A 24,899-nucleotide genomic window follows, 5' to 3' on the forward strand; every position below is an offset into this window, starting at 1 on the left:
CGGTCCTGAGGTGGCGGTGGATCGCGGTGGCCGCCGCCGTGGTCGCGGCCGTCACCGGCGCGCTGCTTTGGCTGTTCCTGGCCTGGTCCGGACGGCCGGACGCGCCGGTGCGGATCGACGCGGTGAAGACGGCCTTCGGGGTCGGCGCGGGCGCCGGTGGAGTGTTCGCGCTGTGGCTGGCCACGCGCCGGCAGCGCACGCTGGAGCTGCAGCTGGCGGAGACGACCCGTGTCGCGGGTATCACCGAGCGGGACCTGGAGGAGCGGCGCGTCACCGAGTTGTACACCAAAGCCGTGGAGCAGCTCGGCAGCGACAAGGCGCCAGTCCGGTTCGGTGGGCTGTACGCGCTGGAGCGGCTCGGGCGGGACAACCCGAAGCAGCGCCAGACGATCGTCAACGTGCTGTGCGCCTACCTCCGGATGCCGTTCGAGGGACCGGCCGCGGGACTCCGGGGTACCGCGGCCCCGAACGATGTCGCCTACGACGAAAGTGAGCTCCAGGTCCGCCTGGCCGCTCAGGAGCTGCTCAAGACGCACCTGAGTCACGACGAACCAGGCTTCTGGCCAGGCATGTCGGTCGACCTGCAGCGGGCCACGCTCGTCGACTTCCGGCTGAGCGGCTGCACACTCGAGGTCGCGGACTTCAGCCGCGCCCGGTTCGTCGGCAAGGTGCACATCCGCGGCACGACTTTCGCGCGCCAGGCGGGGTTCTTCGGCGCTGTGTTCACCGCACCCGCGAACTTCGACCGGACGGTCTTCGCCGAAGGCGCGTTCTTCTCCCTCGCGCGCTTCGGCGGCGATGTCCGCTTTACCCGGACCAGTTCAGGTGGCCGGTTCCTCTTCTCCCACACGGTGTTCGATGGCGAAGCGTTTTTCGAAGGCGGTGAGCACGCGGACATCGACCTGTCGGAAGCGCGGTTCGAGTCCGGCTAGACCTTCAGCCAGCCGGAGGCGTTCGCGCGCAACGCCGTCTCGTACGAGCCGGTGATGTCGAACCCCTCCGGCAGGTTCCCCGTCAGCTCCAGCGAAACGAGCCCGTGCACGAACGCCCAGCAGGCGACCGCGATCGTCTCCGGGGGGATGTCCACGAACACACCCTCGGCCACCGCGCGGCGGATGATCTCCTCGAGGGGCTTCAAGGTGTTCCTGGCCAGCTTCTCGGCGTCTTCGTTCGGCTCGAAGCCCGGCACGGACCGGGTGAACATGATCCCGTAGAGGTTCGGGTCGGCCAGGGCGCTCGCGCGGTAGGCGCTGCCGAGCGTCACGAGGTCGTCCACCGCGTTGCCGGTCAACGGGGTGCCAGCCATCCGGGCGCCGAAGCGGCGGAAGCCCTCCGTGTAGAGCGCGTTCACCAGATCGGGTTTGCTGCCGAACAGGGAGTAGACGGCGGTGGTCGACGTGCCGGCGTCGGCGGCCAGCTTGCGCAGGGAAAGTGCCTTGGGCCCGTCCTCGGCGATGAGCTCACCGGCGCGGTCGAGCAGCTTCAGCCGGAGCGCTTCGTCGTGTGTCCGTGGTCGAGCCATCTACGCAGCGTAGCGCAACGCTGTTATGAATGACCACAGCCGATGGTTGACCTGGAGTGCACTCCAGGTCGTAGTGTCGAGGTCATGAGCTACTCGATAGCGGAAGCCGCTCGACGTAGCGGGCTGTCCATCGACACCCTCCGGTACTACGAGCGCATCAAACTGCTCGACCCGCCCGCCCGCGACACCGCCGGTCGCCGGGCCTATTCGGACGAGGACCTCGGCTGGCTGGCCTTCCTGACCAAGCTGCGGACCACCGGGATGCCCATCAAGAGCATGCGCGAGTACGCGTCGCTGCGCCGTCACGGCGTCGCCAGCGCGGGCCGCCGCAAGGCGCTCCTGGTGGAGCAGCGGCGGTCGGTCGCCGAGCGGATCGCCGAGCTGCAGGGCTGCCTCGACGTCCTCGACTACAAGATCGACAACTACGCCCAGATCGAGCGCAAGGCGTTCGGTGTGGAACCCGACATGGAGGGAATCTCCGCGTGAAGACCAGGAAGCTCGGCGGGCTGGAAGTCGGCGCCCAGGGGCTGGGCTGCATGGGGATGAGCCAGGCCTACGGCGTCTTCGACGACGAAGCCGAGTCGGTCGCGACGGTCCACCGGGCCCTCGACCTCGGCGTCACCCTGCTGGACACGGCGAACGTCTACGGACAGGGCGCCAACGAAGAGCTGGTCGGCCGCGCGATCGTCGGCCGCCGCGACGAGGTTGTGCTCGCGACGAAGTTCGGCATCGTCTGGACCGACGGTTCGATGGGCGCCCGCGGGGACGCCGAGTACGTCAAGCAGTCCTGCGACGAGTCGCTGCGGCGGCTCGGGGTCGACCACATCGACCTCTACTACCAGCACCGCGTCGACCCGGACACGCCGGTCGAGGAGACCTGGGGCGCGCTGAAGTCCCTGGTGGAGGCCGGGAAGATCCGGTACGCGGGTATCTCGGAGGCGAGCGCGGCGACGATCCGGGCCGCGCACGCCGTGCACCCGGTGACGGCGTTGCAGAGCGAGTGGTCGCTGTGGACGCGCGGCCTCGAAGGCGAAATCCTCGACACGTGCCGTGAGCTCGGCATCGGCGTGGTGCCGTTCTCGCCGCTGGGGCGCGGTTTCCTCACCGGCGCGGTGACGTCGATGAAGGACCTGCCCGAGGGCGACATGCGCCGCGGCCTGCCGCGCTTCGCCGACGGCAACTTCGAGCGCAACATGGCGATCGTCGACGCGCTGCGCAAGCTCGCCGAGGAGAAGGGCGTCACCGCCGGGCAGCTCGCGCTGGCCTGGGTGCAGTCCCACGGCGAGGACGTCGTCCCGATCCCGGGGACGAAGCGTCGCAAGTACCTCGAGGAGAACGTGGCGGCGGCTTCGCTGGAGCTGACGGCTTCGGACATCGCGGCCATCGAAGCGGCCGCGCCCGCCGAGGCGATCGCGGGGGAGCGTTACCCCGAACGCCTCGCCCGTGCGGCCGGCCGCTGACGCGTAGCTTTCACGTGAAAGCTCCGCTCTGAGCCTTTTCTGAGATCTCCGGGGCAGGCTCGGCGCCGATCATGCGGTCGGTGCCGAGCTCCAGGAGGTCGTCGTGGCAGAGGAAGTGCTCGATTACGTGGTCGTCGGCGCGGGGCCGGCGGGGCTGCAGCTGGGGCAGGCCCTCGGCCACGCCGGGCACCGGTACCTGGTGCTGGAGGCCGGTTCGGCGCCGGGCACGTTCTTCGCGACCTTCCCGCGGCACCGCACGCTCATCTCCATCAACAAGAAGCACACCGGCTGGACCGACCCGGAGCTGAACCTCCGGATGGACTGGAACTCGATCCTCGCCGAGGGCGACGACGACCCGGTCCTTTTCACGAACTACAGCGAACTGCTCTTCCCGGACGCCGAGGACTTCCTCCGTTACCTCGCCGACTACGCGGCGAAGCATCAGGTCCAGGTGCGCTACGACACCCGGGTGACGCGCATCCGCCGGGAACCGGAAAGCGCTCTCTTCGTGCTCACCGCGGGTAACGTCGAGTTCCGCGCGCACCGGCTGGTCATGGCGACCGGCGTCACGAAGCCGTTCGTCCCGCAGTTCCCCGGGGTCGAGCTGATCGACCAGTACACGGACGTCGACGTCGACCCGGACAGCTTCACCGACCAGCGGGTCCTGGTGCTGGGCAAGGGGAACTCCGCCTTCGAGACCGCGGACAACCTGATCGAGAAGGCGGCGGTCGTGCACGTCGGCGGCCCGCGGCCGGTGAAGCTCGCCTGGCGCACCCACTTCGTCGGCCACCTGCGTGCCTACAACGCCGGCATCCTCGACATGTACCAGCTCAAGCTGCAGCACGCGATCCTCGACGGGGACGTGCGCGAGGTCCGCAAGGACGCCGACGGGTACCACGTCAAGTTCTCCTTCGCCCGCACCGACGAGGTCGTCAAGGAGATCCGCTACGACCGCGTGATCGGCTGCACCGGCTTCCGGTTCGACGCGTCGCTGTTCGACGAGGACTGCCGTCCGGAGCTGGTCATCGACGACCGCTTCCCGGCGCAGACGCCGGACTCGGAGTCGACGAACGTGCCCGGCCTCTACTTCGCCGGCACGATCACGCAGGTCCGCGGCTTCAAGAAGGCCACCAACCCGTTCATCCACGGCTTCCGCTACGGCGTCCGCGCGCTGTCGAAGATCCTGAACGAGCGCCACCACGAAACGCCGTGGCCGAGCACCGAGCTGCCCGCCAAACCGGACGCGCTGACCGATGCCGTGATCACCCGGATCAACCGGACTTCCGCGCTGTACCAGCAGTTCGGCTTCCTCGGCGACGTCCTCACGATCGACGGGGACACCGCGCGTTACCTCGAAGAGGTGCCGGTCGACCGCGTGCTGGCGAACCCGCCGGACGACGTCTACGTCGTCACCCTCGACTACGGGCCCGACCACGACAAGATCGACCCGTTCGACTTCGTCGCGCGGGCCGCGCAGGACAAGGCCAACGACCACGGCGAGGGCCACTACCTGCACCCGATCGTCCGGCACTACCGCCGCGGTGAGCTCGTGGCCACGCACCACGTCACCGAGAACCTCGAGAACGAATGGGACAAGGAGGTCCACGTCGGACCGCTGACCGCGTTCTTCACGCGGGAGCTGTGATGCGCACGGTCGCGGAGTTCGAGGCGGCGGCCCGGCAGCGCCTCGACCCGGTGCACTACGACTACTTCGCCGGCGGCGCGCAGGACGAGATCACCGTGGCGGAGAACGAGTCGGCGTTCAAGAAGCTGCGGCTGCTCCCGCGGGTCCTGCGCGGCAGTGACAAGCGGGACCTGAGCGTCGAGCTGCTCGGGACGTCGTCCTCGATGCCGATCCTCGTCGCGCCCACGGCGTTCCACCGGCTCGCGCACGCCGACGGTGAGCTCGCCACCGCCCGCGCGGCGGCGCGCGCGGGCACGATCATGATCGTCAGCATGGCCGCCACCACGGCGATCGAGGACGTCGCCGCGGCGGCCCGCGAGGTGACGCCGGACCCGGGCCTGTGGTTCCAGCTCTACCTGCAGCCGGACCTGGAGTTCACCGAGGCGATCGTGGTGCGGGCGGAGAACGCCGGCGTCAAGGCGTTCGTCGTCACCGTGGACTCGCCGGTGCTCGGCCGCCGCGAGCGCGACGACCGCAACAGCTTCCACGACCTGCCGTCGGGGCTGGTCGTGGAAAACCTCCGCAACATCGGGGAGAACCGCAGCGGCGGCAACGCGAGCCACGTCCGCGACATCGTCATGTCGGCCGCGCTGAACTGGGAGCACATCGCCTGGCTGCGCTCGAAGACCAAGCTGCCGGTGCTGATCAAGGGTGTGCTGCACCCCGAGGACGCGCGGCTCGCGGTGCACCACGGTGTCGCCGGGATCGTCGTGTCCAACCACGGCGGCCGCCAGCTCGACACCGTGCCGGCCACGATCGACGTCCTCCCCGAGATCGCCGCCGCGGTCGGCGGGGCGGTGCCGGTGCTGCTCGACGGCGGGATCCGCCGCGGCACCGACGTCGTCAAGGCCCTCGCCCTCGGTGCGGACGCGGTCGGGGTCGGCCGTCCGGTCGTGTGGGGCCTGGCCGCGGGCGGCCGTGAAGGGGTCACGCAGGTCCTGGAGCTGCTGCGCGACGACTTCGACCAGGCGCTGGCCATGTGCGGCGGGCGGCACCCCGCGGATCTCACCCCGGACCAGGTGCGGCGATGACCGGGAAAGCGGTGCTCGGGAAAGCGCTCGCCGCCGCAGCGGTCGCCACCGCGCCGGCGTGGCTGCCCGGCCGGGTCGTCGCGCTGCGGGTGAAGATCTTCTCGCTGGTCAACGGCGAGGACACGGTGACGATCCCGGGCGAGCGGATCGGCGCCGAGGACTTCCGGCGCGTCTACGCCGACCCGGCGGCGAACGGCCGCAGCAAGGGCGCCGCGCTGTCGGACCTGTTCTGGTACTGGCTCGCGCCCGGCCCCGAGGTGCACCAGGAGCACCTCGAAGCCGGGCCGCGCTACGACGAGGTCGCCAAGTGCACCCGGCACATCCTGGTCAAGTCCAAAAAGGACTCCGAGGAGCTGACCCGCCGCGTCGCGGCGCACGTGCTGGACACGACGCGGCCCGGGCTGGTCCGGCTGCGCGACGAGATGATGCCGATCTGGGCCGAGCTCTACTACGAGCTGGTCTTCGACGAGCCGTGCCCGCCGGAGGCGCGCGACCTCATCGTGGCGAACGCCGACGACGTCGTCTCGGCGCTGAAGTGCGTGCGGCCGCGGAACATGCGCCGCCGCGCGAGGCTCACGAAGTACCTGAGAAAGCGTCTCGACGACGTCCCGCACCCGCTGCCGGAGTCGCTGACCCGCGAGGAGCAGGCGTACTACCTGCAGGGCACGTTCTTCAACACCGCCGTCGTCCAGATGTCCGAGGCGATGGCGCACCTGCTGATGATCGTCGCGCAGGACGACGAGGTGCAGCGACGCCTGGCCGGGCACCCGGACGACGACGCCTACCTGGACCGGGTGATCATGGACGGCCTGCGCACCTTCCCGCTGTTCGGGATCGCGCACCGGATCTCCACCGCCGACATCGACGTGGCGGACCTGACGATCCCGGCGGGCACCGTGTTGTGCTTCAGCTACCCGGAGTTCGCCGCGCAGTCCGGAAAGGACGCCTTCATCCCGTTCGGCGTCGCGCAGAACCGCGCGTGCCCGGCGCGCGGGCTCGCCCCGCTGACCATGCGCGTGGTGGCGCGTGAGGTGCTGCGCCGGTTCAGCCTCGCCTCGACGGCCGCCCACACCCGCTCGATCCCCAACCGCGGCCCGGCGCTGCTGACGCCGCGTGGCGCCCGCCGCCGTCGCGCGCCGCTGGTCTGGCTGGCGGTGCGCGACCGCTGGGAGGACGTCTGGCGCAGCCTCGCTCAGCTCGTGTTCGGGACGTACATGGTGCTCGACGCCCGGAAGAAAGCCCTCTGTTCGACCTACTTCGCCGGAGGAAAGTCATGAGCCCGTCGGAAGCGGCACCGGTGTTCTTCCTCGCGGTGGCGGTCATCCTCGTGGTGTGCCGGGTCGTCTGCCTGGTCGCCGTGCGGCTGGGCCAGCCGCCGGTGGTCGGCGAGATGATCGCCGGTGTGCTGCTCGGCCCGTCGCTGCTCGGGCTGGTGTTCCCGGCCGCGCAGACGGCGCTGTTCCCGGACGGCGTCCGCCCGCTGCTCTACGTCGGCGGCCAGATCGGCCTGGTCATCTACATGTTCGGGGCGGGGTACGAGTTCAGCCTGCGCAGCATCCGCGGCTCGATGAAGTCGGTCGGCGCGGTGTCGGCGGCCGGCACCGTGGTCCCGCTGGCGCTCGGCGTCGGGGTCGCGGTGTTCGGCGCGAGCTGGGCCGGCATCGGCAAGCCCGGGGTTTCGCTGACCACGTCGGCGGCGTTCGTCGGCGTGGCGCTCGCGATCACGGCGTTCCCGATGCTCGCCCGGATCATCACCGAGCGCGGTCTCGGCGGGACGCGGTTCGGCTCGCTGGCGCTGGCCTGCGGCGCGCTCGACGACGTCCTGGCGTGGGTCCTGCTGGCCGTCGTGCTCGGCATGCACGCCGACTCGGCCGGGCCGGTTGCCATCGCCGTCGGCGGCGGGCTGCTGTTCGCGCTGCTGCTGGTGCTGGTCGGCCGCCGGGTGCTCGCGAAGGCGCTGGGCAGCGAACGGATCTCCGCGGACCAGAAGATGCTGATCACGGCGTTGACGTTGTTCGCGGCGGCGTGGTTCACCGACATCATCGGGCTGTACGCGGTGTTCGGCGCCTTCTGCGTCGGCATCGTGTTCCCGCGGGTGCCCGCCGCGGACGCCGTGCTCGCGAAGATCATGCCGATCGGGCGGATCGTGTTCCTCCCGCTGTTCTTCACCTACTCCGGCCTGAACACCCGGTTCGCGCTGCTCGCCGACCCGAAGCTGCTGCTGTTCGCGCTGCTGTGCGTGGGCGCGGCGATCGTCGGCAAGTTCGGCGCGTGCTGGGGCGCGGCCCGGCTGGTGGGGGAGTCGCAGCCGGTCGCGCTGCGCGTCGGCGCGTTGATCAACGCCCGCGGGCTGATGCAGCTGATCGCGCTCAACGTCGGGCTCGCGGCGGGGATCGTTTCGCCCGCTTTGTTCACCGTGCTGGTGCTCGTCGCGCTGGTGACCACCGTCATGACCGCGCCGGTGCTCAGCTGGCTGGACCGGCGGGACGCCCGCCGGGGGAGCAGCGAACTGCTCCTGACGGCCGAGCCGGTTCCGGTCACCGGGAAAAGTTGAGGGTTCAATCCCAGAAATTCACTGCCAGTATGGACTCGTGCACGATGTGGCTGCAAAAACGAGGGTGCTGCTCGTCGAAGACGACCGGGACCTCGCGGGCATGCTCGCCGAGCTGCTCGCGGAGGAAGGCTACGAAACCGACGCCGCCCACGACGGCCAGCGGGGGCTGCACCTCGGCCTCACCGGTGAGTACGCCGTGATGATCATCGACCGCCGCCTCCCGGTGCTGGACGGGCTCGAGCTGCTCGCCCGGCTCCGGGCGCGCGCGGTGACCACCCGGGTCCTGATGCTGTCGGCGCTCGGGGAGCTCGCCGACCGCGTCAACGGGCTCGACGCGGGGGCCGACGACTACCTCGTCAAACCGTTCGAGGCCGAGGAGCTGCTGGCCCGGCTGCGCGCGCTGGGCCGCCGTGACCTCGAAGGCGCGGAGTGCCTGCCGCTCGGCGCGGCGGCCCTCGACCTGCAGCGGCACGAGGTCGTCCTGCCGCGGGGTGAGCGGATCACGTTGTCCGGGCGCGAGTTCGAGCTGCTGCGGGCGCTGGCGCAGCGGCCGAAGGCGATCCACCCGCGGGCGGCACTGCGCACGCGGGTCTTCGCCGACTCGACCGGTGAGTCCATTGTGGACACCTACGTCTACTACCTGCGGCGCAAGCTCGGCCGGGACGTCGTCCGGACGGTGCACGGGCTCGGTTACCAGATCGGCGCGGTGTGAGACCCCGCGGCGACCCGGAGGAGCGCGCGCTGCGGCGGGCGCGGTGGGCGATCACCGCGCAGATCGCCGTGGTCGTGTCGCTGCTGGTGGCGGTGGCGGGCGGGATCGCGTACGGGATGCTGCTGTCCGGTCAGCACGCCGACGCCGACCGGACGCTGGCCCGGACGATCGAGCTGGGCCCGGCCACCACCCCGCCCGGCTGCGTCTGGCTGTTCACGCCGGCGCTGCACGCGCCCGCGGGCCGGCCGCCGGCCGGGATGCCGATCCCCGCGTTGACCGCTTTGACGCCTTCGCCCGGCGACGTCCACACGGAACGGCGGCAGATCGGCGAGATGACGTACACGATCCGCGTGGAGAACCGCGGCGGCGTCGTCTCGGAGGCGTTCTTCGAGGAGCTGTACCAGATCCAGGACCGCTCGTCGCTGCTGTTCGGGCTCGGCGTCGCGGAGCTGCTCGCGCTGGTGGCGGCGGTGCTGTGCGGGCGGGTGCTGGCCTGCCGGGCGATCCGGCCGCTGGCCGACGCGCTGCGGCGGCAGCGGACGTTCGTCGCGGACGCGTCCCACGAGCTGCGCGCGCCCCTGACCCGGCTGCACACCCGCGCCCAGCTGCTGGCCCGGCGCGCGTCCGGACGCGACGCGGAAGACCTCGACCAGCTGGTGCGCGGCACGCGGGAGCTCGGCGAGGTCGTCGAGGACCTGCTGTTGTCGGCGCGGGCGTGCGACCGGCCGGAGTTCGTGCCGGTCGAGCTGGGGGTGCTGGCGGAGGAAGCGGTCGCGGCGGAGGCGGTCCGCGCGGGGGAGGGCCGGGTCCGGCTGGCGGTGACCCGGGAGCGGCGGCCGTACGTCGTCCAGGGCGTGCCGACGGCGTTGCGGCGGGTGCTCTCGGCGTTGCTGGACAACGCGCTCGGCCACACCCCGCCGGGCGGCTCGATCGAGGTCTGGCTGGGCGTCCCGGACGAGCAGCACGTGGAGCTGCGGATCCGCGACACCGGAGTGGGCTTCCCGGCAGCCGATGCGGAACGGATCTTCGAGCGTTTTGCCCGAGGTTCCGACGGCGACGGCCGCCGTTTCGGCCTCGGCCTGGCCTTGGTCCGCGAAGTGGTGACGGGCCACGGCGGCACGATCGCGGCCGCGGGCCGTCCCGGCGACGGAGCCACGTTCACGCTCCGGTTGCTGCGTGCCGATCTCGCGTGATCAGCCGGTGAAGCCGAGAGCGAAGCGGATCTCCCTGGCCAAGCCCGGTTCGAGCCGGTCGCAGAGAGCCGTCATCTCCTCGCGCCAGCCGTCCGGCGGCTTGGTGTAGACGCCCGTGACGTGGTCCTGCCAAGCGTAGATGTCCTGGTGGGCTTCGGCACCCAGGTCGGTGTCGGCCAGCAGGGTGAGGTCCGTGTGCAGGCGCAGCCAGGTGTCGCGGTCGCGCAGCAACGCCGCGGCGGCCCGGCGGGTGTGGACCGGCCGTCCCGGCGCCAGCAGGTTCCGCAGCGCGGGCTCGCCGACCAGCGCGGGCTTGCCGCGCAGGAACTCCACGACCTGCCGGGTCACCGCGGGGGACGGATCGGTCAGCAACGGCGCGACCGCCGCCGACTCCGGGGCGATCCGGCGCAGGCCGCGCACGGCCACCCGCCGGATCCGCGGGCGGTCGTCGGTGAGCAGGCCCGCCAGCAGTCCGGCGTCGGCGGCGGTGCCCGTCTCGCCGAGCCCGGCGAGCATGCCGAACGACACCGGCATGGCGCGGTAGCGCGGGGCCGGGTCACCGCCGGCCTTGAGCACCAGGGCCTGCGCCATCGAACGGACCGCCGACGTCCGGTCGGCCAGGTGCGCCTCCGGGTCACCGGCCATGGTGAGCGCCCGCATCCGGACCTTCGGCGGCCCGCCCGCCAGCAGCTCCTCGACGCATTCGCCGCGGTCGAGCAGCGCGTTGCCGCACATCGCGCGGACGACGAAGTCCCGGTCCCGCAGGGAAATGTCCAGTAGCCGCTCGCGCGGAAGGAGCCCGATCGCTTCGTTGTGCGCCCACCGGCGGACCTCCCGGCCTTCGAGCGCCAGGGCGGCCTCGACGAGCTCCGGGGTGAACGCGCGCCGGAACAGTGTGGTCATCCACTCGTCGACCTGGCGGCGCCGGAGCACCCCGATCAGGGGAAGCATCGCGCGGAACGCCGGCTGGTCCAGTTTGGACAGTGCCGCGGCCCGGGCGCGCTCGCGCACCGGAAGCACCCAGTCGACGCACCGGACCAGCAGCAGCGGCAGCGCCTCGGGATCGGCGCTGACCGCCAGCTGCTTCACCGCCGCTTCGCGCATCCGGCCGTTCGCGTGGCAGGCGGCTTCGGCGCGGTCTGCGCGCGACCGGATCGGGTGCTCGCGGGCGGGGATGCCGTACCAGCTTTGCCTGGTCCACCCCGCCCGCCGCACGGCCACGTCGAACTCCGCCCAGCGCCGCACGTCACCGGCGGCGAAGGCGTCGAGATCGGGCACTCCGGTTTCGAACACCCCCTCAGCCTGCCAGGGGCGTCGAACCGATTTCAGGCCAGCAGCGCCTGGACCGCCGCCGGGGCCTCCGCGACCGCGACCGGGTTCTGCTCCCGCGTCGCGAGGCTGCGCACCGTCACGTTCCCGGCCGCCCAGTCCTCCTGGCCGACGATCACCACCGCGGCCGCGCCCGCTTTGTCCGCGCGGGTGAGCTCCTTGCCCAGCTTGCGGTGCTCGATCGGGGTCGACGTCCGGAGCCCCGCGGCGCGCAGGGACGCCGCCACCGAGCGGGCCGCGTCCGAGAGGTCCTCGGTCACCGGGATCACCATGACGTCGACCTCGCTGCGCGGCGCCGGCGTGAGGCCGTGCGTCTCGAGGAAGTCGATCAGCGTGACGTCGCCCATGCCGAACCCGATGCCCGGGATCTGCTGCGGGGTGAACATCGACGCGAGGTCGCTGTAGCGGCCGCCGCCGAAGAGGGCCCGGCGGTTCTCCGGTGAGGTGTCGAAGACCTCGAACACGGTCGACGTGTAGTACGCCAGCCCGCGCACGATGATCGGCTCGTACTTCACCAGCGAACCCGCGCTGCTGTTCAGCACCTTCACCAGGTTCGACTGCTCCCGCACGTCGGCCGGCAGCTCGTCGAGCAGCGCCTCGCCCAGGTCGAGCGTCTCGGCCAGCTTCTCGAACTGCTTGTCCGACAGCCCGATCTCGGCCGCGCCCTCGGCCAGCTTCTCGCGGGGGTACTTCTCCCAGCGGTCGACCAGCGCGAACACCTGGGAGAGGTGGTCCTCCGACACCCCGGCGACGTCGGTGAGCGCCGACGTCAGCAGGTTCCGGTCGTTGACGCGCAGCACGAACATGTCCGGCGTCGCGCCGAGCGCGGCCATCATGTCGTGCACCAGCTCGAAGATCTCGATCTCGCAGTTGGCGCTGTCCGAGCCGAAGATGTCCGCGTTGATCTGCCAGTGCTCACGCACGCGGCCGCGCTGCGGCGCCTCGTACCGATGGCAGTTCGGGTGGCTGTACCAGCGCACCGGGAACGACAGCGACTTCGCGCTCCCGGCGATCATCCGCGCCACCGACGGGGTCATCTCCGGGCGCAGCGCCAGCCGCCGCCCGCCCTTGTCGGTGAGCGTGTACAGCTGCTTGTCCGCCAGCTCCTGGCCGGACTTGCGCTCGTAGATCTCGGCGGACTCGAGGATCGGGCCGTCGTAGCGCAGGAAGCCACGGCGCTCGAGGACGTCGTAGAGATGACCGAACACCTGCGTCCGGACGGACATTTCGGCGGGCAGGAAGTCCCGGGTCCCCTTGTAGGGCGCGGTCGGCAGGTATTCAGGCACGTGACCAGCTTAACGACCGGCGCTCAGGCGAAGGCGACCCCGTACGCCGTGAGCAGCGTGGCGGCGGCCAGGAGCACCGCGCCGGCGGACGTCACGCGGCCGCCGAGCCTGCCCTTGTTCGGGATCAGGTGGACGAAGAACCCGCCGGACTGCGCGAGGACCCCGAACAGCAGCAGGAAGCAGGTGATCCACAACGTGGTGTCGGACAGCGTGGTGCGGCTGAGGATCTGCAGCGCGACCAGGGCGAGGATCAGCAGGACGCCGGCGTGCGCGTGGCCGGCGCGGAACATCGCCCGCTGGTGTTCGGTGAGCTTGGCTTCGCGCATGACGCCCATCAGCGCGTAACCGCCGTACATCACGGTCGGCAGCGAGACCAGGGCGATCACCGTGAACAGCTGGGTGGGTCCGTGCATCGGGGACTCCTTCTCCGGGGTGGGCAGAGCTACAGTAACACTGTTTTAAAACAGTGTGACCAAACCAGGCATTCCCCGATCGTGGAATCAGGCGGAGCGGCCCTGGGCCAGCACCAGCAGTGGGTTGCGAAGCGCGGCGAGCGACGCCAGCGGGTCACCCTCGACGACCAGGACGTCCGCCGCGAGCCCGGCTTCCAGTCGTCCGGTGACGGCGCCGAGGCCGAGCCCGGCCGCGCTGTCCTCGGTCGCGATCTCTAGGATCCGCCGCCGCGGGAAGCCGAGCCATTCGTACAGCTCGAGGGCGCCGACCGGGTCGTCGAACACCGACCCCGGGAGCCCGGCGTCCGTGCCCGCGAGCAGCCGGACGCCGTGCTCCTCCAGCCACGGCAGCCGCCCGTACATCGCCTCCGCGGCGGAGTCGCCCAGCTTCTCGACGATCACCCGCCAGTTGCGGCTGCTCGTCGAACACGCCGAAATCCCGTCGGCCGCCATCCGCTTGGCCACGTCGGCACGGCGGTCGAACGTCCGCGGCCCGGTCAGGAAGCTGCAGTGCTCGACCGTCGAGACGCCCGCCTCGACCGCGGCCGAGATCGCGTCCGCGCCGTGGGCGTGCGCCGCCACCGGCAGTCCGTGCGACGCCGCGTGCCCGACGACCAGGGCCAGCTGCCGGGTGTCGAACTGCGACTCCCACATGTCCGCGCCGCCCTCGGTGATCTGGCCGCCGCTGGCCATCACCTTGATCACGTCCGCGCCGGCCGCCGCGTTCTCGTCGATCCGCGCGCGGATTTCGCTGTCGGACGCGGTTTCGCCGCCGAAGAAGTGGCAGTGCCCGCCCGGCACGGTGATCGGCGGGCCCGACACGAGCAGCCGCGGCGCGGCCGAGCCCGCGAAGGACCGGCGCACGGCCGCGCCGAGGTGGTCGCGGTCGCCGAGGTCGCGCACCGTCGTGACCCCGCTGGCCAGCATCGACGACAGCCGCGTGCGCGCGCCTTCGAGCGGGTCCGAGGCATCCTCGAAGTGCGCCAGTATCTCGCGGGAGGCGTCAAAAGCCAGGTGCGCGTGGACGTTGAACAGCCCGGCCAGCGCCGTCCCGGTGGGGAAGTCGTGCCGGACGGCGTCGGGCGTCGCCTGCGCGAGCACGTCCGCGCGCGGGCCCACCGCGGCGAGCACGCCGTCGCGCATCAGCACGGCGCCGTCCTCGATCGGGGTCGACGGCCGCGGCAGCACCCGGCCCGCGGTGATCACGACGTCCACGTCACGCCCCGTTCTCCATCGCGGCCGACAGCGCGAGCAGCGGCCGGACGTCGGATTCGATGTCGTCCGCCCGGGCGGGCAGGACCTGCTTGGCGCGGCCGTCCATCTCCTCACCCGCCGCGTGGCGCCGCAGCGCCGTCTTCAACGCGGCCGCCGCGGCGCCGGGATCGGCGGCGACCACCTCGCCGAAATCCGCGTCCAGGTAGGGCGAGAGCTGCACGAGGCCGTCCCGGATCTCGATCACCCGGCGGTAGTAGACGCGGTGGATGCTGCGCGGGGACAGCAGCTCCGTGCGCCGGCGCGGCGGGGTCCGCAGCACGATGCTGGGGAACGCCTGCACCAGGACCGTCCACAACGGACCCAGCGCCTGGTGCTCGCGCCGGTGCTGCCGCCGGCGCCGCAGCGCCGAGACCCGCGCCCGCACGCCGGGGTAGGTGACGCCGACCAGGAACAGCAGGCCGCCGACGATCACGAACGGCACGCCGAGCAGCAGCAGGATCTTCACGACCGGGCCGAACGCCCACGCCACCACGATGTACAGCGCGCGGAAGATGCTGCCCACCGCCGCGCTGGCCAGGCCGACCGCGCCCAGCTTCAGCCCGATCCGCAGGTCCCGGTCGGCCACCCGCAGGTACCGGACGATCCACGCGGTGCAGGCGATGAGCCCGTAGATCAGGTAGAGGCCGGCGCCGAGGTAGAACAGCGCGACGCCGCTGTCGTGGATGGTCGACGGCCCGAGCGGCAGCCCGCGCAGCTCCGGCGGGGTCAGGTCCATCGCGACGACCATCAGCGTGATCGCCGCGCCCAGCGGGACCAGCTCGGCGACCACCCGGCCGTACCGGCGGACGGGGCCCAGCGCCGAGCCGAGGAAGAAGATCACCAGCGCGCAGACCGCGCACGCCAGCAGCGCGTTGTTCGCCACCCGCGCCGCGCCGAGTCCGAGGAGCGCGTCGACCTCGTCGGAGAGCACCGGCTGCTGCAGCAGGAAGGCCAGCGCGAAGCCGGCGACGCACGCGGTGACGGCCCAGTTCGGCACCGTCGGCGCGCGCTGCACCTGGTAGATCCGCCACGCGAGCGCGACGGCGAACAGCACCAGCGCGATCAGGTTCACGGGGCTGAAAAGTGTGCTCACAACCACCCTTGGTGATCGCCGAGCGCCCCCTGGATCCGGCGGAGATCCCGGTCAGCGGCGCGCCGGGGGATCGTGTAGTTCAGGACGGACGCCCACTCGAGGATGATCGTCGCGACCGTTTCGGCTTCCCACTCGTGCGCGTCATCGTAGGACGAACGACGCAGTGCGCGGTGTACGGCATCCGGGTCAAGATCCGGCGCCGGGCCGCGCAGGAAGTCGGCGGGCTCGGCGTCGCCGTGCGGGTGGTGGTCGGCCAGCATGTGGCCGAGCTCGTGCAGGATGATGTGGTCCTGGTGCGACTTCGTCGTTTCGGCCTGGTAGAAGATGTAGTCGGCCGACGACGTCGCGATCCAGCAGCCGAACGGCCCCGGCACCTCCAGTGGGTACGCCATCAGCCGGATCGGTCTCCCGCGCTGCTCGCCCAGCCGCGCGCACAGCACCTCGACGTCCAGCGGCGGCCCGATGTCCAGCTGCTTCAGCAGCTTCCGGCAGCGGCGGCGCAGCTCGCGTTCCCTCATCGCGGCGCGTCCTCCGGGTTCCGGCCTTCACGTTCGGCCCGTTCGTAGCGTTCGACCAGCTCCAGCAGGTCCATCACCTGACGGCGGCCCTGCGGGGACAGCTCCTGCGCGCGCATCGCCATCAGCTGCACTTCGCCGGCCGGAGCCGTCGCGGCCTCTTCGTCGAAGAAGTACGTCACGGGCACCCCGAACAGTCTCGCCAGCGCCTCGACGTAGTGGATCTTCGGGTTCACCCGCTTGCCCGTCGCGAGCTGCTGCAGGTAGGCGGGCGACATCGCCGGACCTCCCGCGCGCTCGACGGCGGCCGAGATCTCCCGGTAGCTGTGCGGTGCGCGGCCGTCCACCCGAGCTGCCTCGATCAGGGTGCTCAGGCGCTCCGCGAAGGTGCGTTCCCGTGCCATACCCGCCCCCTAGGTTTCCACCGTGAAAATTCTAGCCGGGAAACCACTGTACGCACATGTTGACAGATATCGTATGCAGTGGTTTACAGTTGGCTCGCCTCTCGCCGGGCGATCCGTACCCTGGGGGTGTACGGAACCGACCCGGCGAGAGGTTGTCCTGCCCGCCGACTCGTCATGATCGGCCGTCTGTAGTACGCTTTGGGGACCAAGGTCGAACGCCCTCGCGGCGATCCCTTGGTCACGGCCTGTTGCCGGAGGTCGACCCCCAGGGCTTCCGGTGACAGGCCCCTTACTTTTTCCGGGTCCTCAAACCATCAGCGTCGCGGCCAGCGTGCCGCCCAGCTCGGTGCACGCCGCCAGCGCTTTTTTGTCCGGCTCACCCGTCACGACCACCGGGTTCGCGGCCTTTTCCCAGGCCAGCCCCGTGGTGATGGCCAGCAGCTGGCGTTCCGTGCCCGCCGTGTCGCTGTTGCCGTGGATCCAGTACCCGAACGGGCGACCCCGCGTCGAGTCCAGGCAGGGGTAGTAGACCGTGTCGAAGAAGTGCTTCAACGCGCCGCTCATGCTGCCGAGGTTGGCCGGCGTGCCCAGCAGGTAGCCGTCCGCTTCGAGCACGTCGGAAGAAGTGGCCGCCAGCGCCGCCCGGCGGACCACCTCCACCCCCTTGATGTCCGGGTGCGTCGCGCCGGCCAGCACCGCTTCGAACAGCGCCTGCGTCGAGGGTGACGGCGTGTGGTGCACGACCAGCAGCCTCGGCATCAGGCGAGCAGCTCCTCGACCTCGGCCCGCAGCCCCGTCAGCCGCTCCCGCGCCGCGGCCCGCGCGTCCGCCAGCGAGTCCGTCACCGGCGCGACGACCTGCAGGTACGCCTTCAGCTTCGGCTCGGTGCCGGACGGTCGCACGACCACCCGCACCCCCTCGCCGGTCAGGCGCAGCACGTCCGCGTCGGGCAGCAGGTCCTCCAACGTCACGTCGACGCCGCCGAGGCGTGACGGCGGGGTCTCGCGCACCTTCGTCATCAGCCGGCCGCGGACCGAGAGGTCGGTGACCCGCAGCGAAACCTGGTCGGTCAGGTACACGCCGTGGCGCTGGGCCAGCTCGTCCAGGACGTCCAGCGGGGTGCGGCCGCCGGCCTTCAGCCGCGCGGTGAGCCCGGCCGCGAGCGTCGCTGCGGCGATGCCGTCCTTGTCGCGGACGAAACCGGGGTTGACGCACAGGCCGAGCGCTTCTTCGTAGGCGAAGACGAGCCCCTCGCCGGCGCGGACCAGCCACTTGAACCCGGTCAGCGTCTCGGCGTACCGCGCGCCTTCGGCCTTCGCGATCTCGCCCAGCATCGACGACGACACGATCGTCGTGGCCACCAGCGGGTCGGGCAGCAGCGTCCGGTCCACTGTGGACAGCACGGTCGAGCCCAGCAGCACACCGGTCTCGTCGCCGCGCAGCATCCGCCAGGAGCCGTCCCGCTCCCGCACGCCCAGCGCGCAGCGGTCGGCGTCCGGGTCGAGCGCGATGGCCAGGTCGGCGTCCACATCGGACGCCAGCGCCAGCAGCAGGTCCGTCGCGCCCGGCTCTTCCGGGTTCGGGAAGGACACCGTCGGGAAGTCGGGGTCCGGGGACGCCTGGGCGTCCACCAGGTGCAGGTCGGTGAACCCGGCCCGCTCGAACGCCGCCCGCAGCGTGTCGGCGCCGACGCCGTGCAACGCCGTCGCGGCCACGCGCACCACGCGCTCCTGGCCCAGCGGCAGGGCCGCGACTTCGGCCAGGTAGCTGTCGAGCAGGTCGACGACCTGCGCGCCCGGCTCGCGCGGCACGCTCACCGCGGCGGGCGCGGCCTGGATGGCGCGCTCGATCTCGCCGTCGGACGGCGGCACGATCTGCCCGCCGGTCGCGTCGTAGAGCTTGTACCCGTTGTCCGCCGGGGGGTTGTGCGACGCGGTGATCTGGATCCCGGCCACCGCGCCGAGCCGGCCGACGGCGAACGCGAGCACCGGGGTCGGCAGCGGCTTTGGGAACACCTTGACGGCAAAACCGGCGGCGGTGAGCACCTCGGCGGCCGCGGTCGAGAAGGCTTCCGAGCCGTGGCGCGCGTCCCGGCCGACGACGACCAGCGCGCCGGCGTGCCCGTGGGCCGTCAGCCACTGCGCCACCCCGGCGGTCGTGCGGGTGACCACGGCGACGTTCATCCCGTTCGGCCCCGCGCGCACCGGCCCGCGCAGCCCCGCGGTGCCGAACTCCAGCGGACCCGCCATCCGGTCGGCCAGCTCCTCGGCCGCGCCGGGCTCCCCGCCCAGCGCCCGGGCGAGCACGTCCTGCAGCTCGGCGCGGGCGGCGTCGTCCGGGTCGTCGGCGATCCAGCGGTAGGCGGCGTCCCGCAGCGTGGAGGTCACAGTCACCGCGCCAGCCTACGGGCTAGGGTCGGGGGAGTGCGCTTGCTCTTCACCTCACTGGGGTCCTTCGGTCACACGTTCCCGCTCGTGCCGCTGGCGGTCGCCGCGCGCGACGCGGGCCACGAGGTCGTCTTCGCCACTTCGGAAGACTTCCTGCCACAGCTGACAAAAGCCGGGCTCGAGACGGCCGCCGCCGGCCTCGCCCTCAAGGACGCGTTCGGCCAGGCGTTCGCCGCCGCGCCGCCGGGACCGCGCCGGGCGCCGGGTGAGATCCCGCCGGAGGTGCTGCGGCCGATCGTCGCGAAGGTGTTCGGCGAGCTGATGCCCGGGCGGTTCGTCGCCGACCTGCTGCCGCTGTTCGAGCGGGCCCGGCCGGACCTGGTCGTCGCCGAGTCGGGCAACTCGGGAGGCGTCTTCGCGGCGATGAAGGCCGGGATCCCCGTGGTGGCGCACGGGTTCGGCAAGCAGTCGGGCGCCGACCCGATGGTGGCGGAGATCCGCGAGGCGATCCGCGCGAACGCTGCGTCACTGGGCCTGACGCTCGGGGACGACCTGACCTTCGGCGGCCCGTTCGTCGACATCTGCCCGGAGTCGGTGCAGGACCCGGAGTTCGTGGCGCGGGCGACGCGGGTGCCGCTGCGCCCGGTCGGCTGGAGCGAGCCGGGTGAGCTGCCCGCCGGAGTGCTCGATCGCACGCGGCCGCTGGTCTACCTGACCCTCGGCACGGCGATGGGCCACGCGGGAGTGCTCGGCGCGGCGATCGCCGGTCTGTCCGGTTTGGACGTCGACGTCCTGGTCGCCACCGGCCCGACGGTCGACCCGGCGACCCTCGGCGAGGTGCCGCCGAACGTCCGGCTCGAGGCGTGGGTGCCGCAGTCGGAGCTGCTCCCGCACGTCGACCTGGTGGTCCACCACGGCGGCAGCGGCACGACGCTCGGCGCGTTCGGCGCGGGTCTTCCGCAGCTGCTGCTCCCGCAGGGCGCGGACCAGTTCTCGAACGCGGACGCGGTTGTGGCGGCGGGCGTCGGCGCCCGGTTGCTCGCCGCCGAAGTCACGCCCGAAGCGGTGGCCACGCACGCGCGTCGTCTCCTGACGGACACCGCGGTCCGCGACGCGACCCGGGCCTTGGCGGCCGAGGTGGCAGCCATGCCGTCCCCGGCCGACGTGGCCGCCCAGCTCTTCACCTTCGCCTGAAGCGCCCCAATGTGGCCTTGGGTGCGCTCAACGCACCGAAGGGCCCCTTGGGTGCGTTCAACGCACCGAAGGCCACATTGGGGCGCCCGGGGTCAGGCGCGGGTGACGAGGTCGCGCAGCAGGGAGCCCATGCGGGTCGCCGCTTCGCGGCCCGCCTGCAGGACCTCTTCGTGGTTCAGCGGCTCGCCCGTCATGCCTGCCGCCAGGTTCGTCACCAGCGACAGCCCGAACACCTCGACACCCGCCGCGCGGGCCGCGATGGCCTCCAGGACCGTCGACATGCCGACCAGGTCCGCGCCCAGCGTGCGCAGCATGTGGATCTCGGCGGGCGTCTCGAAGTGCGGCCCGGTCAGGCCCGCGTAGACACCCTCCTCGAGCGACGGGTCGATCTCGCGGGCGATCTTCCGCAGCCGCGCCGAGTACAGGTCGGTCAGGTCGACGAAGTTCGCGCCGACGATCGGGGAGCGCGCCGTCAGGTTGAGGTGGTCGGCGATCAGCACCGGCTGCCCCACCCGGAAGCCCTCGCGCAGGCCGCCCGCCGCGTTCGTCAGCAGCACCGTCCGGACGCCGGCCGCGGCGGCGGTGCGCACGTTGTGCACCACCGGGTCGATGCCCTTGCCCTCGTAGAAGTGCGTGCGCCCCAGCATGACCAGGACGTTCTTGTCCCCGATCTTCAGCGAGCGGATGGTGCCGCCGTGGCCCACCGCGCCGGGCGTGGTGAAGCCGGGCAGCTCGGCGAACGGGATCTCCGTCTCGCACTCCCCGATGACGTCCGCCGCCGGACGCCAGCCCGACCCCAGGACCACCGCGATGTCGTGCGCGTCCACGCCGGTGCGTTCGGCGATGGCCGCCGCGGCCTCTTGTTCAGTCATGCGCGCGAGCGTATCCGGACGCTCCGGGCCACCAGGAACGCGACCAGCCCGAACGGCGAGAGGAAGATCGTCAGCACCAGGATCGGGCTGACGACCCACGGCGAGAGCTCCACCGAGCGCCCTTCGAAATACATCCACCGCGCGACGAACAGGTCGAACGCGATGAGGTGCGCCCAGACCAGCCCGGCGCCCCACGGCGTCGCGAGCAGCCCCTGCAGCACCCCGAGGTCGGGGGAGAGCATCGCGCGCCCCCACTCGCCGAAGTGCGGCAGTTCGAGCGCGAAGTAGCAGACGAGCGGCAGCAGCGGCACCCACGGCGACGCCATGATCCGCGCCGTCCAGCGCCACTTCGGCGCCAGGATCAGCAACGCCCAGAACGGCGTCGCCAGCGGGAAGGCCAGGCTGAACAGCGTCATCGCGACCGCACCGCCGCCCACGAACCCACTCCGACGGCCACGACCAGCGCGACAAACGCCTCCAGCGTCACGGCGTCCGGGTGCACGATCGACTGCGCCCGCAGCGCCTGCCAGGTGACGAGCGCGAGCAGCCCGGCGTAGGCGGCCGCGCCGATGAGCACCAGCCGTGCGCGGACGACGTCGTCCCGCAGCCGCGGGAACCGCGACGCGAGTGCGAGCAGGGCGACGGCCAGCAGCGGCAGCGCCTGCAGCGCGTGCATCCCGACGAAGTGCGGGATCCGCAGGTCGCCGCCGACCGTGCTCCAGCCGAGGATCGGCAGGCCGGGACCGCCGTCGGCGAGCCCGACCGTGTGCGCCCCGATGACGTCTTCGGGGCCGCCCGCCCGCCACTGCGCGAGCTGCTGCGCGGTCGGGCTCGTCATGAGGAAGCCCAGGCCGAGGCCGATCAGCGAGAGCACGGTGCCGGCGCGAACCGCCCAGAAGGTGCCGCGGTCCGCCGGCTTGGTGAACATCACCAGCACGGTCAGGGCGAGCGTCGCGACCCACAGCGCGGCGATCATCTTGCCCATCGTGTCGTAGATCGCCGAGTCCAGCGGGGTCGCGTGGTTGAAGTGGCTGGCCCGGCCGTGCACCGCCTGGAACACCAGCATCGCGTACTCACTGGCGAAGATCAGCACAAGGAAGTTCGTCAGCCAGTGGGCCGTGCGCCGGAAGCGCGGCAGCAGCGAGACGAGCCAGCTCCAGCTCGCGAAGTAGAGCGCGCCGGACACGGCGAACTTGAACGGCTTGGCCCAGATCGGGGCGCCGCCCAGGGTCCGCTGGTCGAGCAGCAGCGCGGCGATGCACAGCACGGCCACCACCCCGAAGGCGGCCGCGGCGAGGGCGGACGGCCGGTGCCACCCGCGGGTTCTGGTCCGGACGTCGGCAAAGATGGTCATGGTTCCTCCCAGAATGGATAGTCAAGCTCTCCGTTATGGGAAGCTAAGCTATCCATCCTGAGGAGTCTTCAGGGAAGCCCCGGAGGCGACCCTGGGATCGGAGCGGACACGCATGCGGATGGCCGAACTGAGCGCCGAGTCGGGCGTGCCGGTCGCGACCGTCAAGTTCTACCTGCGCGAGGGCCTGCTTCCGCCGGGCGAGCGCACCAGCCCCAACCAGGCCCGCTACTCCGCGGGGCACGTCCAGCGGCTGCGGCTGATCAAGGCGCTCACCGAGGTCGGCGGGCTCTCGCTGGCCTCGGTCGGCGCCGTGCTCGAGGCGATCGACTCCCGCGAAACCCCGCACGACACGATGGGCGTCGTCCAGAAGGAGCTGGCCGGCCCGGCCCCGGACGTCTCCGGCGCGGCCGCCGACTGGGCGTCCGAGCGGCTCGAGGAGATCGCCCTGCGCAGCGGCTGGGAGTCCTACGACCGCCAGGACGCGACGGTCGCGAACGTCGTCGCGGCGCTCGCCACAGCGAAGGAGCTGGGGCACGAAAAGCTGGCCGAACGGCTCGAGGAGTACGTCCAGCTGGCCCTGCGCGTCGCGGAGCTCGACGTCGAGGTGGTGACGGGCCTGGCCTCCTACGACCGGATCATCGAGGCCGGGCTGGTCGCGACGGTGCTCGGCGACCGGATCTTCAGCGGCCTGCGCCACCTCGCCCAGGCGCAGGTCTCCCGCGAGGTGCTCGGGCGCCCGCCCGGCTAGTCGGTGACCTTCAGGGTGGCCGCGACGCGGTCGAAGACGTCCCGGCGGGCCGCGTCCTCCTGCTCGGACGGCGCGGTGACCGAGAGGAGCCAGAGGCTGGTGCCGGCCTGGACCAGGTTCATGAACGTCACGCGGGTGCCGCCGCCACCGTCGCTCTCGGGCAGCGTGCCGCGCTCGGCCAGGCGGTAGGTCAGCGTCAGGCCCTTGCCGTCCGGCAGCGGCGCCGGCGGGAAGAGCTCGAAGGCGTCACCGGGGTAGGACTGCTTCAGCCAGGTGAGGTACTCGTCGTCGTCGAACTTCGGGAAGTAGTCCGCCAGCCGCTCCAGCCGCAGCGAGCGGCGTCCGTCGGGCGAGACGTACTGGACGGCCAGGCTGACCCCGAACCGCGCCGTGTTGTGCGGGGCGACGAACTTCTGCCAGCCGTCCGGCACGTCGAGCTCGAACTGGCCGCCGTTGCCGGTCACGTAGCTCGCGTCGCCGGTCTGGTGCACGAGGATCGGCGGCGGCACGTCGGTGGGGCCGTTCGACGTGCTGCGCGGCTCGCTGTCCGGCGGCAGCAGCGACTGCCCGCCGACCGTCCTGGCCAGCGCGAACCCGCCGCCGGCGGCGAGGACGAAGAGCAGGATGGCCACGGCGACGAGCACCGTGGTGGCCCGGGCGCCACGGCGTCCGGGCCGCGGCGGCGGAGGCGGGACGAACACCGTCGCGGCCGTCTGCACGGGCGCCGGGGCCGGTGCGGGCGCCGGGGTGGGCGGCCGCAGGAACGGCAGCGGGCCGGGGTCGGTGGCGAGCTCGCTGCTCGACTCCTCGGACTTCTTCTCCGCCTTCTCGGGCAGGACGGTCTTGATCACCTGGGTGTCGCTGGCGTCCGGCTGCGCGGACGTCTTCTTGCCGTCCGGGGTGTGGAACAGCGCCGGCCCGAAGAGGTCGAGCGGCGTCTTCGTCTGCAGCGGGTACAGCCGGTGCCGGACCTCGCGCAGCGTGATCCGCTTGCCGGGCTCCTTGCGCATCAGCGCGCTGATGACGTCGGCGAGCGGGCCGGCCTTCGGCTTGGGGACCTTCCCGTTGACCACCTTGCCGACGGTCTCCAGCGGGTCGCCGTCGGCGTCGTACGGCGGCGCGCCCTCGACCGCGGCGAAGAGCGTCGCGCCGAGGCCCCAGAGATCCGCGGCCGGCGTGACGGCGCCACCGGAGGCGACCTCCGGCGCGATGTAGGCCGGCGAGCCGAGCATGATCCCGGTGCGGGTCATGGTGGCTTCGGAGACGTTGCGGGCGATGCCGAAGTCGGTCAGCTTGATCCGGCCGTCGCTGGCCACGAGCACGTTGCCCGGCTTGACGTCGCGGTGGGTGATGCCGGCGGCGTGCGCGGCCTCGAGCGCGGAGGCGACGGCGATGCCCATCGCGGCGGCCTGCTCGACCGTCAGCGGCCCGTGGTCGCGCAGGATGTGCGCCAGGCTGCGCGAGGGCAGCAGCTCCATCACCACGAACGGCTGGTCGTTCTCGCGGGCGACGTCGTGCAGGATGATCACGTTCGGGTGAGACAGCACGGCGATCGCGCGCGCCTCGCGCAGGGTGCGTTCCCGCAGCTCGTCCGCCTGCGACGACGGGATGCCCGGCGGCACCTTCATCTCCTTGACGGCGACCTGCCGGTGGAGGAACTCGTCGTAGGCCGACCAGACGGTGCCCATCGACCCGGAGCCGAGCACCGAACGCAGCCGGTACCGACCGGCGACCAGTCGTTTCTCTTCGCTCGAGGAGGGCACCCGCCAATTGTGGCGTACGCGGCCGAGCGGCCCCTAACCTGCACTGGGTGAACCCCTAGGCGCGACCAGACTCACAGGTCGGACGCGGCGCG

General features: G+C 71.8%; 25 protein-coding genes. 11 read left to right on the forward strand and 14 right to left on the reverse strand.

Going from position 1 to position 24,899, the window contains the following annotated elements; translation table 11 throughout:
- Positions 1 to 26 precede the first annotated feature (26 nt).
- A complete protein-coding gene (locus ACZ61C_RS20805; protein WP_465309017.1) occupies positions 27 to 932 on the forward strand; it encodes a pentapeptide repeat-containing protein in 906 nt (301 codons plus the stop codon).
- On the opposite strand, the gene ACZ61C_RS20810 is transcribed toward ACZ61C_RS20805, so the two are convergent.
- A complete protein-coding gene (locus ACZ61C_RS20810) occupies positions 929 to 1,522 on the reverse strand; it encodes a TetR/AcrR family transcriptional regulator (RefSeq protein ID WP_465309019.1) in 594 nt (197 codons plus the stop codon). The two genes, ACZ61C_RS20805 and ACZ61C_RS20810, sit on opposite strands and share 4 nt — an antisense overlap.
- 84 nt (positions 1,523 to 1,606) lie before the next feature.
- Between ACZ61C_RS20810 and ACZ61C_RS20815 the strand changes: the two genes are divergently transcribed.
- The 8 genes from ACZ61C_RS20815 to ACZ61C_RS20850 all read left to right on the forward strand — a co-directional run bounded on the left by ACZ61C_RS20815 (position 1,607) and on the right by ACZ61C_RS20850 (position 10,156).
- Complete coding sequence (locus ACZ61C_RS20815) at positions 1,607 to 2,008, forward strand: MerR family transcriptional regulator (RefSeq protein WP_465309021.1); 402 nt, start codon at positions 1,607 to 1,609, stop codon at positions 2,006 to 2,008.
- 50 nt (positions 2,009 to 2,058) lie between these two features.
- Positions 2,059 to 2,982: an aldo/keto reductase gene (locus tag ACZ61C_RS20820; RefSeq protein ID WP_465309437.1), complete on the forward strand. Its 924-nt coding sequence runs from the start codon at positions 2,059 to 2,061 to the stop codon at positions 2,980 to 2,982.
- 103 nt (positions 2,983 to 3,085) lie between these two features.
- On the forward strand, positions 3,086 to 4,627 hold the full coding sequence (locus ACZ61C_RS20825) for an NAD(P)-binding domain-containing protein (protein ID WP_465309023.1): 1,542 nt from the start codon (positions 3,086 to 3,088) through the stop codon (positions 4,625 to 4,627).
- Entirely contained in the window at positions 4,627 to 5,697 is a 1,071-nt protein-coding gene (locus tag ACZ61C_RS20830; RefSeq protein ID WP_465309025.1) for an alpha-hydroxy acid oxidase, read from the forward strand. Before ACZ61C_RS20825 ends, ACZ61C_RS20830 begins: the two co-directional genes overlap by 1 nt.
- An 11-nt stretch (positions 5,698 to 5,708) precedes the next feature.
- Positions 5,709 to 6,974, forward strand: a complete 1,266-nt coding sequence (locus ACZ61C_RS20835; RefSeq protein ID WP_465309439.1) for a cytochrome P450 family protein — start codon at positions 5,709 to 5,711, stop codon at positions 6,972 to 6,974.
- Positions 6,971 to 8,251, forward strand: a complete 1,281-nt coding sequence (locus ACZ61C_RS20840; protein ID WP_465309027.1) for a cation:proton antiporter — start codon at positions 6,971 to 6,973, stop codon at positions 8,249 to 8,251. The genes ACZ61C_RS20835 and ACZ61C_RS20840 overlap by 4 nt, the downstream gene beginning before the upstream one ends.
- A gap of 64 nt (positions 8,252 to 8,315) precedes the next feature.
- Positions 8,316 to 8,963 carry a response regulator transcription factor gene (locus ACZ61C_RS20845; RefSeq protein WP_465309441.1) on the forward strand — a complete coding sequence of 216 codons (648 nt, stop codon included), beginning with the start codon at positions 8,316 to 8,318 and terminating at the stop codon, positions 8,961 to 8,963.
- Positions 8,960 to 10,156 (forward strand): sensor histidine kinase, encoded by a 1,197-nt coding sequence (locus tag ACZ61C_RS20850; RefSeq protein WP_465309029.1) that lies wholly within the window; start codon positions 8,960 to 8,962, stop codon positions 10,154 to 10,156. Before ACZ61C_RS20845 ends, ACZ61C_RS20850 begins: the two co-directional genes overlap by 4 nt.
- On the opposite strand, the gene ACZ61C_RS20855 is transcribed toward ACZ61C_RS20850, so the two are convergent.
- The 9 genes from ACZ61C_RS20855 to ACZ61C_RS20895 form a co-directional block, all read right to left on the reverse strand.
- On the reverse strand, positions 10,157 to 11,449 hold the full coding sequence (locus ACZ61C_RS20855) for a HEAT repeat domain-containing protein (RefSeq protein ID WP_465309031.1): 1,293 nt from the start codon (positions 11,447 to 11,449) through the stop codon (positions 10,157 to 10,159). It lies immediately after the preceding gene.
- A 32-nt stretch (positions 11,450 to 11,481) separates the two neighbouring features.
- A complete protein-coding gene (hisS, locus tag ACZ61C_RS20860) occupies positions 11,482 to 12,771 on the reverse strand; it encodes a histidine--tRNA ligase (RefSeq protein ID WP_465309033.1) in 1,290 nt (429 codons plus the stop codon).
- A 23-nt stretch (positions 12,772 to 12,794) separates the two neighbouring features.
- Entirely contained in the window at positions 12,795 to 13,184 is a 390-nt protein-coding gene (locus ACZ61C_RS20865) for a hypothetical protein (RefSeq protein ID WP_465309035.1), read from the reverse strand.
- Between the two features lie 87 nt (positions 13,185 to 13,271).
- Positions 13,272 to 14,438, reverse strand: coding sequence for an amidohydrolase family protein (locus ACZ61C_RS20870; protein WP_465309037.1), 1,167 nt, complete (start codon positions 14,436 to 14,438; stop codon positions 13,272 to 13,274).
- Position 14,439: 1 nt separating this feature from the next.
- On the reverse strand, positions 14,440 to 15,570 hold the full coding sequence (locus ACZ61C_RS20875) for an MAB_1171c family putative transporter (RefSeq protein WP_465309039.1): 1,131 nt from the start codon (positions 15,568 to 15,570) through the stop codon (positions 14,440 to 14,442).
- Positions 15,567 to 16,088 carry a hypothetical protein gene (locus tag ACZ61C_RS20880; RefSeq protein ID WP_465309041.1) on the reverse strand — a complete coding sequence of 174 codons (522 nt, stop codon included), beginning with the start codon at positions 16,086 to 16,088 and terminating at the stop codon, positions 15,567 to 15,569. The genes ACZ61C_RS20875 and ACZ61C_RS20880 overlap by 4 nt, the downstream gene beginning before the upstream one ends.
- The gene (locus ACZ61C_RS20885; protein WP_465309043.1) at positions 16,085 to 16,489 is read right to left on the reverse strand and encodes an XRE family transcriptional regulator; all 405 of its coding nucleotides are present in this window, start codon (positions 16,487 to 16,489) and stop codon (positions 16,085 to 16,087) included. Before ACZ61C_RS20885 ends, ACZ61C_RS20880 begins: the two co-directional genes overlap by 4 nt.
- Positions 16,490 to 16,795: 306 nt before the next feature.
- Complete coding sequence (locus ACZ61C_RS20890; RefSeq protein ID WP_465309045.1) at positions 16,796 to 17,248, reverse strand: flavodoxin family protein; 453 nt, start codon at positions 17,246 to 17,248, stop codon at positions 16,796 to 16,798.
- Positions 17,248 to 18,882, reverse strand: a complete 1,635-nt coding sequence (locus ACZ61C_RS20895) for a phospho-sugar mutase (protein WP_465309047.1) — start codon at positions 18,880 to 18,882, stop codon at positions 17,248 to 17,250. Before ACZ61C_RS20895 ends, ACZ61C_RS20890 begins: the two co-directional genes overlap by 1 nt.
- 30 nt (positions 18,883 to 18,912) lie before the next feature.
- Here ACZ61C_RS20895 and ACZ61C_RS20900 point away from each other — a divergent pair, with 30 nt between their 5' ends.
- The gene (locus ACZ61C_RS20900; RefSeq protein ID WP_465309049.1) at positions 18,913 to 20,070 is read left to right on the forward strand and encodes a glycosyltransferase; all 1,158 of its coding nucleotides are present in this window, start codon (positions 18,913 to 18,915) and stop codon (positions 20,068 to 20,070) included.
- 92 nt (positions 20,071 to 20,162) lie between these two features.
- Here the strand turns inward: ACZ61C_RS20900 and ACZ61C_RS20905 are convergent, their stop codons facing one another.
- The 3 genes from ACZ61C_RS20905 to ACZ61C_RS20915 are packed head-to-tail and all read right to left on the reverse strand — an operon-like array spanning position 20,163 to position 22,296.
- Positions 20,163 to 20,942: a purine-nucleoside phosphorylase gene (locus ACZ61C_RS20905; RefSeq protein WP_465309051.1), complete on the reverse strand. Its 780-nt coding sequence runs from the start codon at positions 20,940 to 20,942 to the stop codon at positions 20,163 to 20,165.
- The gene (locus tag ACZ61C_RS20910; RefSeq protein ID WP_465309053.1) at positions 20,939 to 21,358 is read right to left on the reverse strand and encodes an ABA4-like family protein; all 420 of its coding nucleotides are present in this window, start codon (positions 21,356 to 21,358) and stop codon (positions 20,939 to 20,941) included. Before ACZ61C_RS20910 ends, ACZ61C_RS20905 begins: the two co-directional genes overlap by 4 nt.
- Positions 21,355 to 22,296 (reverse strand): hypothetical protein, encoded by a 942-nt coding sequence (locus ACZ61C_RS20915; protein ID WP_465309055.1) that lies wholly within the window; start codon positions 22,294 to 22,296, stop codon positions 21,355 to 21,357. Before ACZ61C_RS20915 ends, ACZ61C_RS20910 begins: the two co-directional genes overlap by 4 nt.
- Positions 22,297 to 22,408: 112 nt before the next feature.
- Here ACZ61C_RS20915 and ACZ61C_RS20920 point away from each other — a divergent pair, with 112 nt between their 5' ends.
- Positions 22,409 to 23,044 (forward strand): MerR family transcriptional regulator, encoded by a 636-nt coding sequence (locus ACZ61C_RS20920; protein ID WP_465309057.1) that lies wholly within the window; start codon positions 22,409 to 22,411, stop codon positions 23,042 to 23,044.
- Here the strand turns inward: ACZ61C_RS20920 and ACZ61C_RS20925 are convergent.
- Positions 23,041 to 24,807 carry a serine/threonine-protein kinase gene (locus tag ACZ61C_RS20925; protein ID WP_465309059.1) on the reverse strand — a complete coding sequence of 589 codons (1,767 nt, stop codon included), beginning with the start codon at positions 24,805 to 24,807 and terminating at the stop codon, positions 23,041 to 23,043. The genes ACZ61C_RS20920 and ACZ61C_RS20925 overlap by 4 nt on opposite strands.
- Between the last annotated feature and the right edge of the window lie 92 nt (positions 24,808 to 24,899).

The sequence above is a fragment of the Amycolatopsis sp. NPDC104587 genome, assembly GCF_055583645.1.

What these genes read in the sequence shown, in the direction of transcription:
- ACZ61C_RS20810 (WP_465309019.1), bottom strand. Translation starts at nt 1,522, where the DNA reads ATGGCTCGACCACGGACACACGACGAAGCGCTCCGGCTGAAGCTGCTC.
- ACZ61C_RS20815 (WP_465309021.1), top strand. Translation starts at nt 1,607, where the DNA reads ATGAGCTACTCGATAGCGGAAGCCGCTCGACGTAGCGGGCTGTCCATC.
- ACZ61C_RS20820 (WP_465309437.1), top strand. Translation starts at nt 2,059, where the DNA reads ATGGGGATGAGCCAGGCCTACGGCGTCTTCGACGACGAAGCCGAGTCG.
- ACZ61C_RS20830 (WP_465309025.1), top strand. Translation starts at nt 4,627, where the DNA reads ATGCGCACGGTCGCGGAGTTCGAGGCGGCGGCCCGGCAGCGCCTCGAC.
- ACZ61C_RS20840 (WP_465309027.1), top strand. Translation starts at nt 6,971, where the DNA reads ATGAGCCCGTCGGAAGCGGCACCGGTGTTCTTCCTCGCGGTGGCGGTC.
- ACZ61C_RS20865 (WP_465309035.1), bottom strand. Translation starts at nt 13,184, where the DNA reads ATGCACGGACCCACCCAGCTGTTCACGGTGATCGCCCTGGTCTCGCTG.
- ACZ61C_RS20880 (WP_465309041.1), bottom strand. Translation starts at nt 16,088, where the DNA reads ATGAGGGAACGCGAGCTGCGCCGCCGCTGCCGGAAGCTGCTGAAGCAG.
- ACZ61C_RS20885 (WP_465309043.1), bottom strand. Translation starts at nt 16,489, where the DNA reads ATGGCACGGGAACGCACCTTCGCGGAGCGCCTGAGCACCCTGATCGAG.
- ACZ61C_RS20890 (WP_465309045.1), bottom strand. Translation starts at nt 17,248, where the DNA reads ATGCCGAGGCTGCTGGTCGTGCACCACACGCCGTCACCCTCGACGCAG.
- ACZ61C_RS20905 (WP_465309051.1), bottom strand. Translation starts at nt 20,942, where the DNA reads ATGACTGAACAAGAGGCCGCGGCGGCCATCGCCGAACGCACCGGCGTG.
- ACZ61C_RS20910 (WP_465309053.1), bottom strand. Translation starts at nt 21,358, where the DNA reads ATGACGCTGTTCAGCCTGGCCTTCCCGCTGGCGACGCCGTTCTGGGCG.
- ACZ61C_RS20915 (WP_465309055.1), bottom strand. Translation starts at nt 22,296, where the DNA reads ATGACCATCTTTGCCGACGTCCGGACCAGAACCCGCGGGTGGCACCGG.
- ACZ61C_RS20920 (WP_465309057.1), top strand. Translation starts at nt 22,409, where the DNA reads ATGCGGATGGCCGAACTGAGCGCCGAGTCGGGCGTGCCGGTCGCGACC.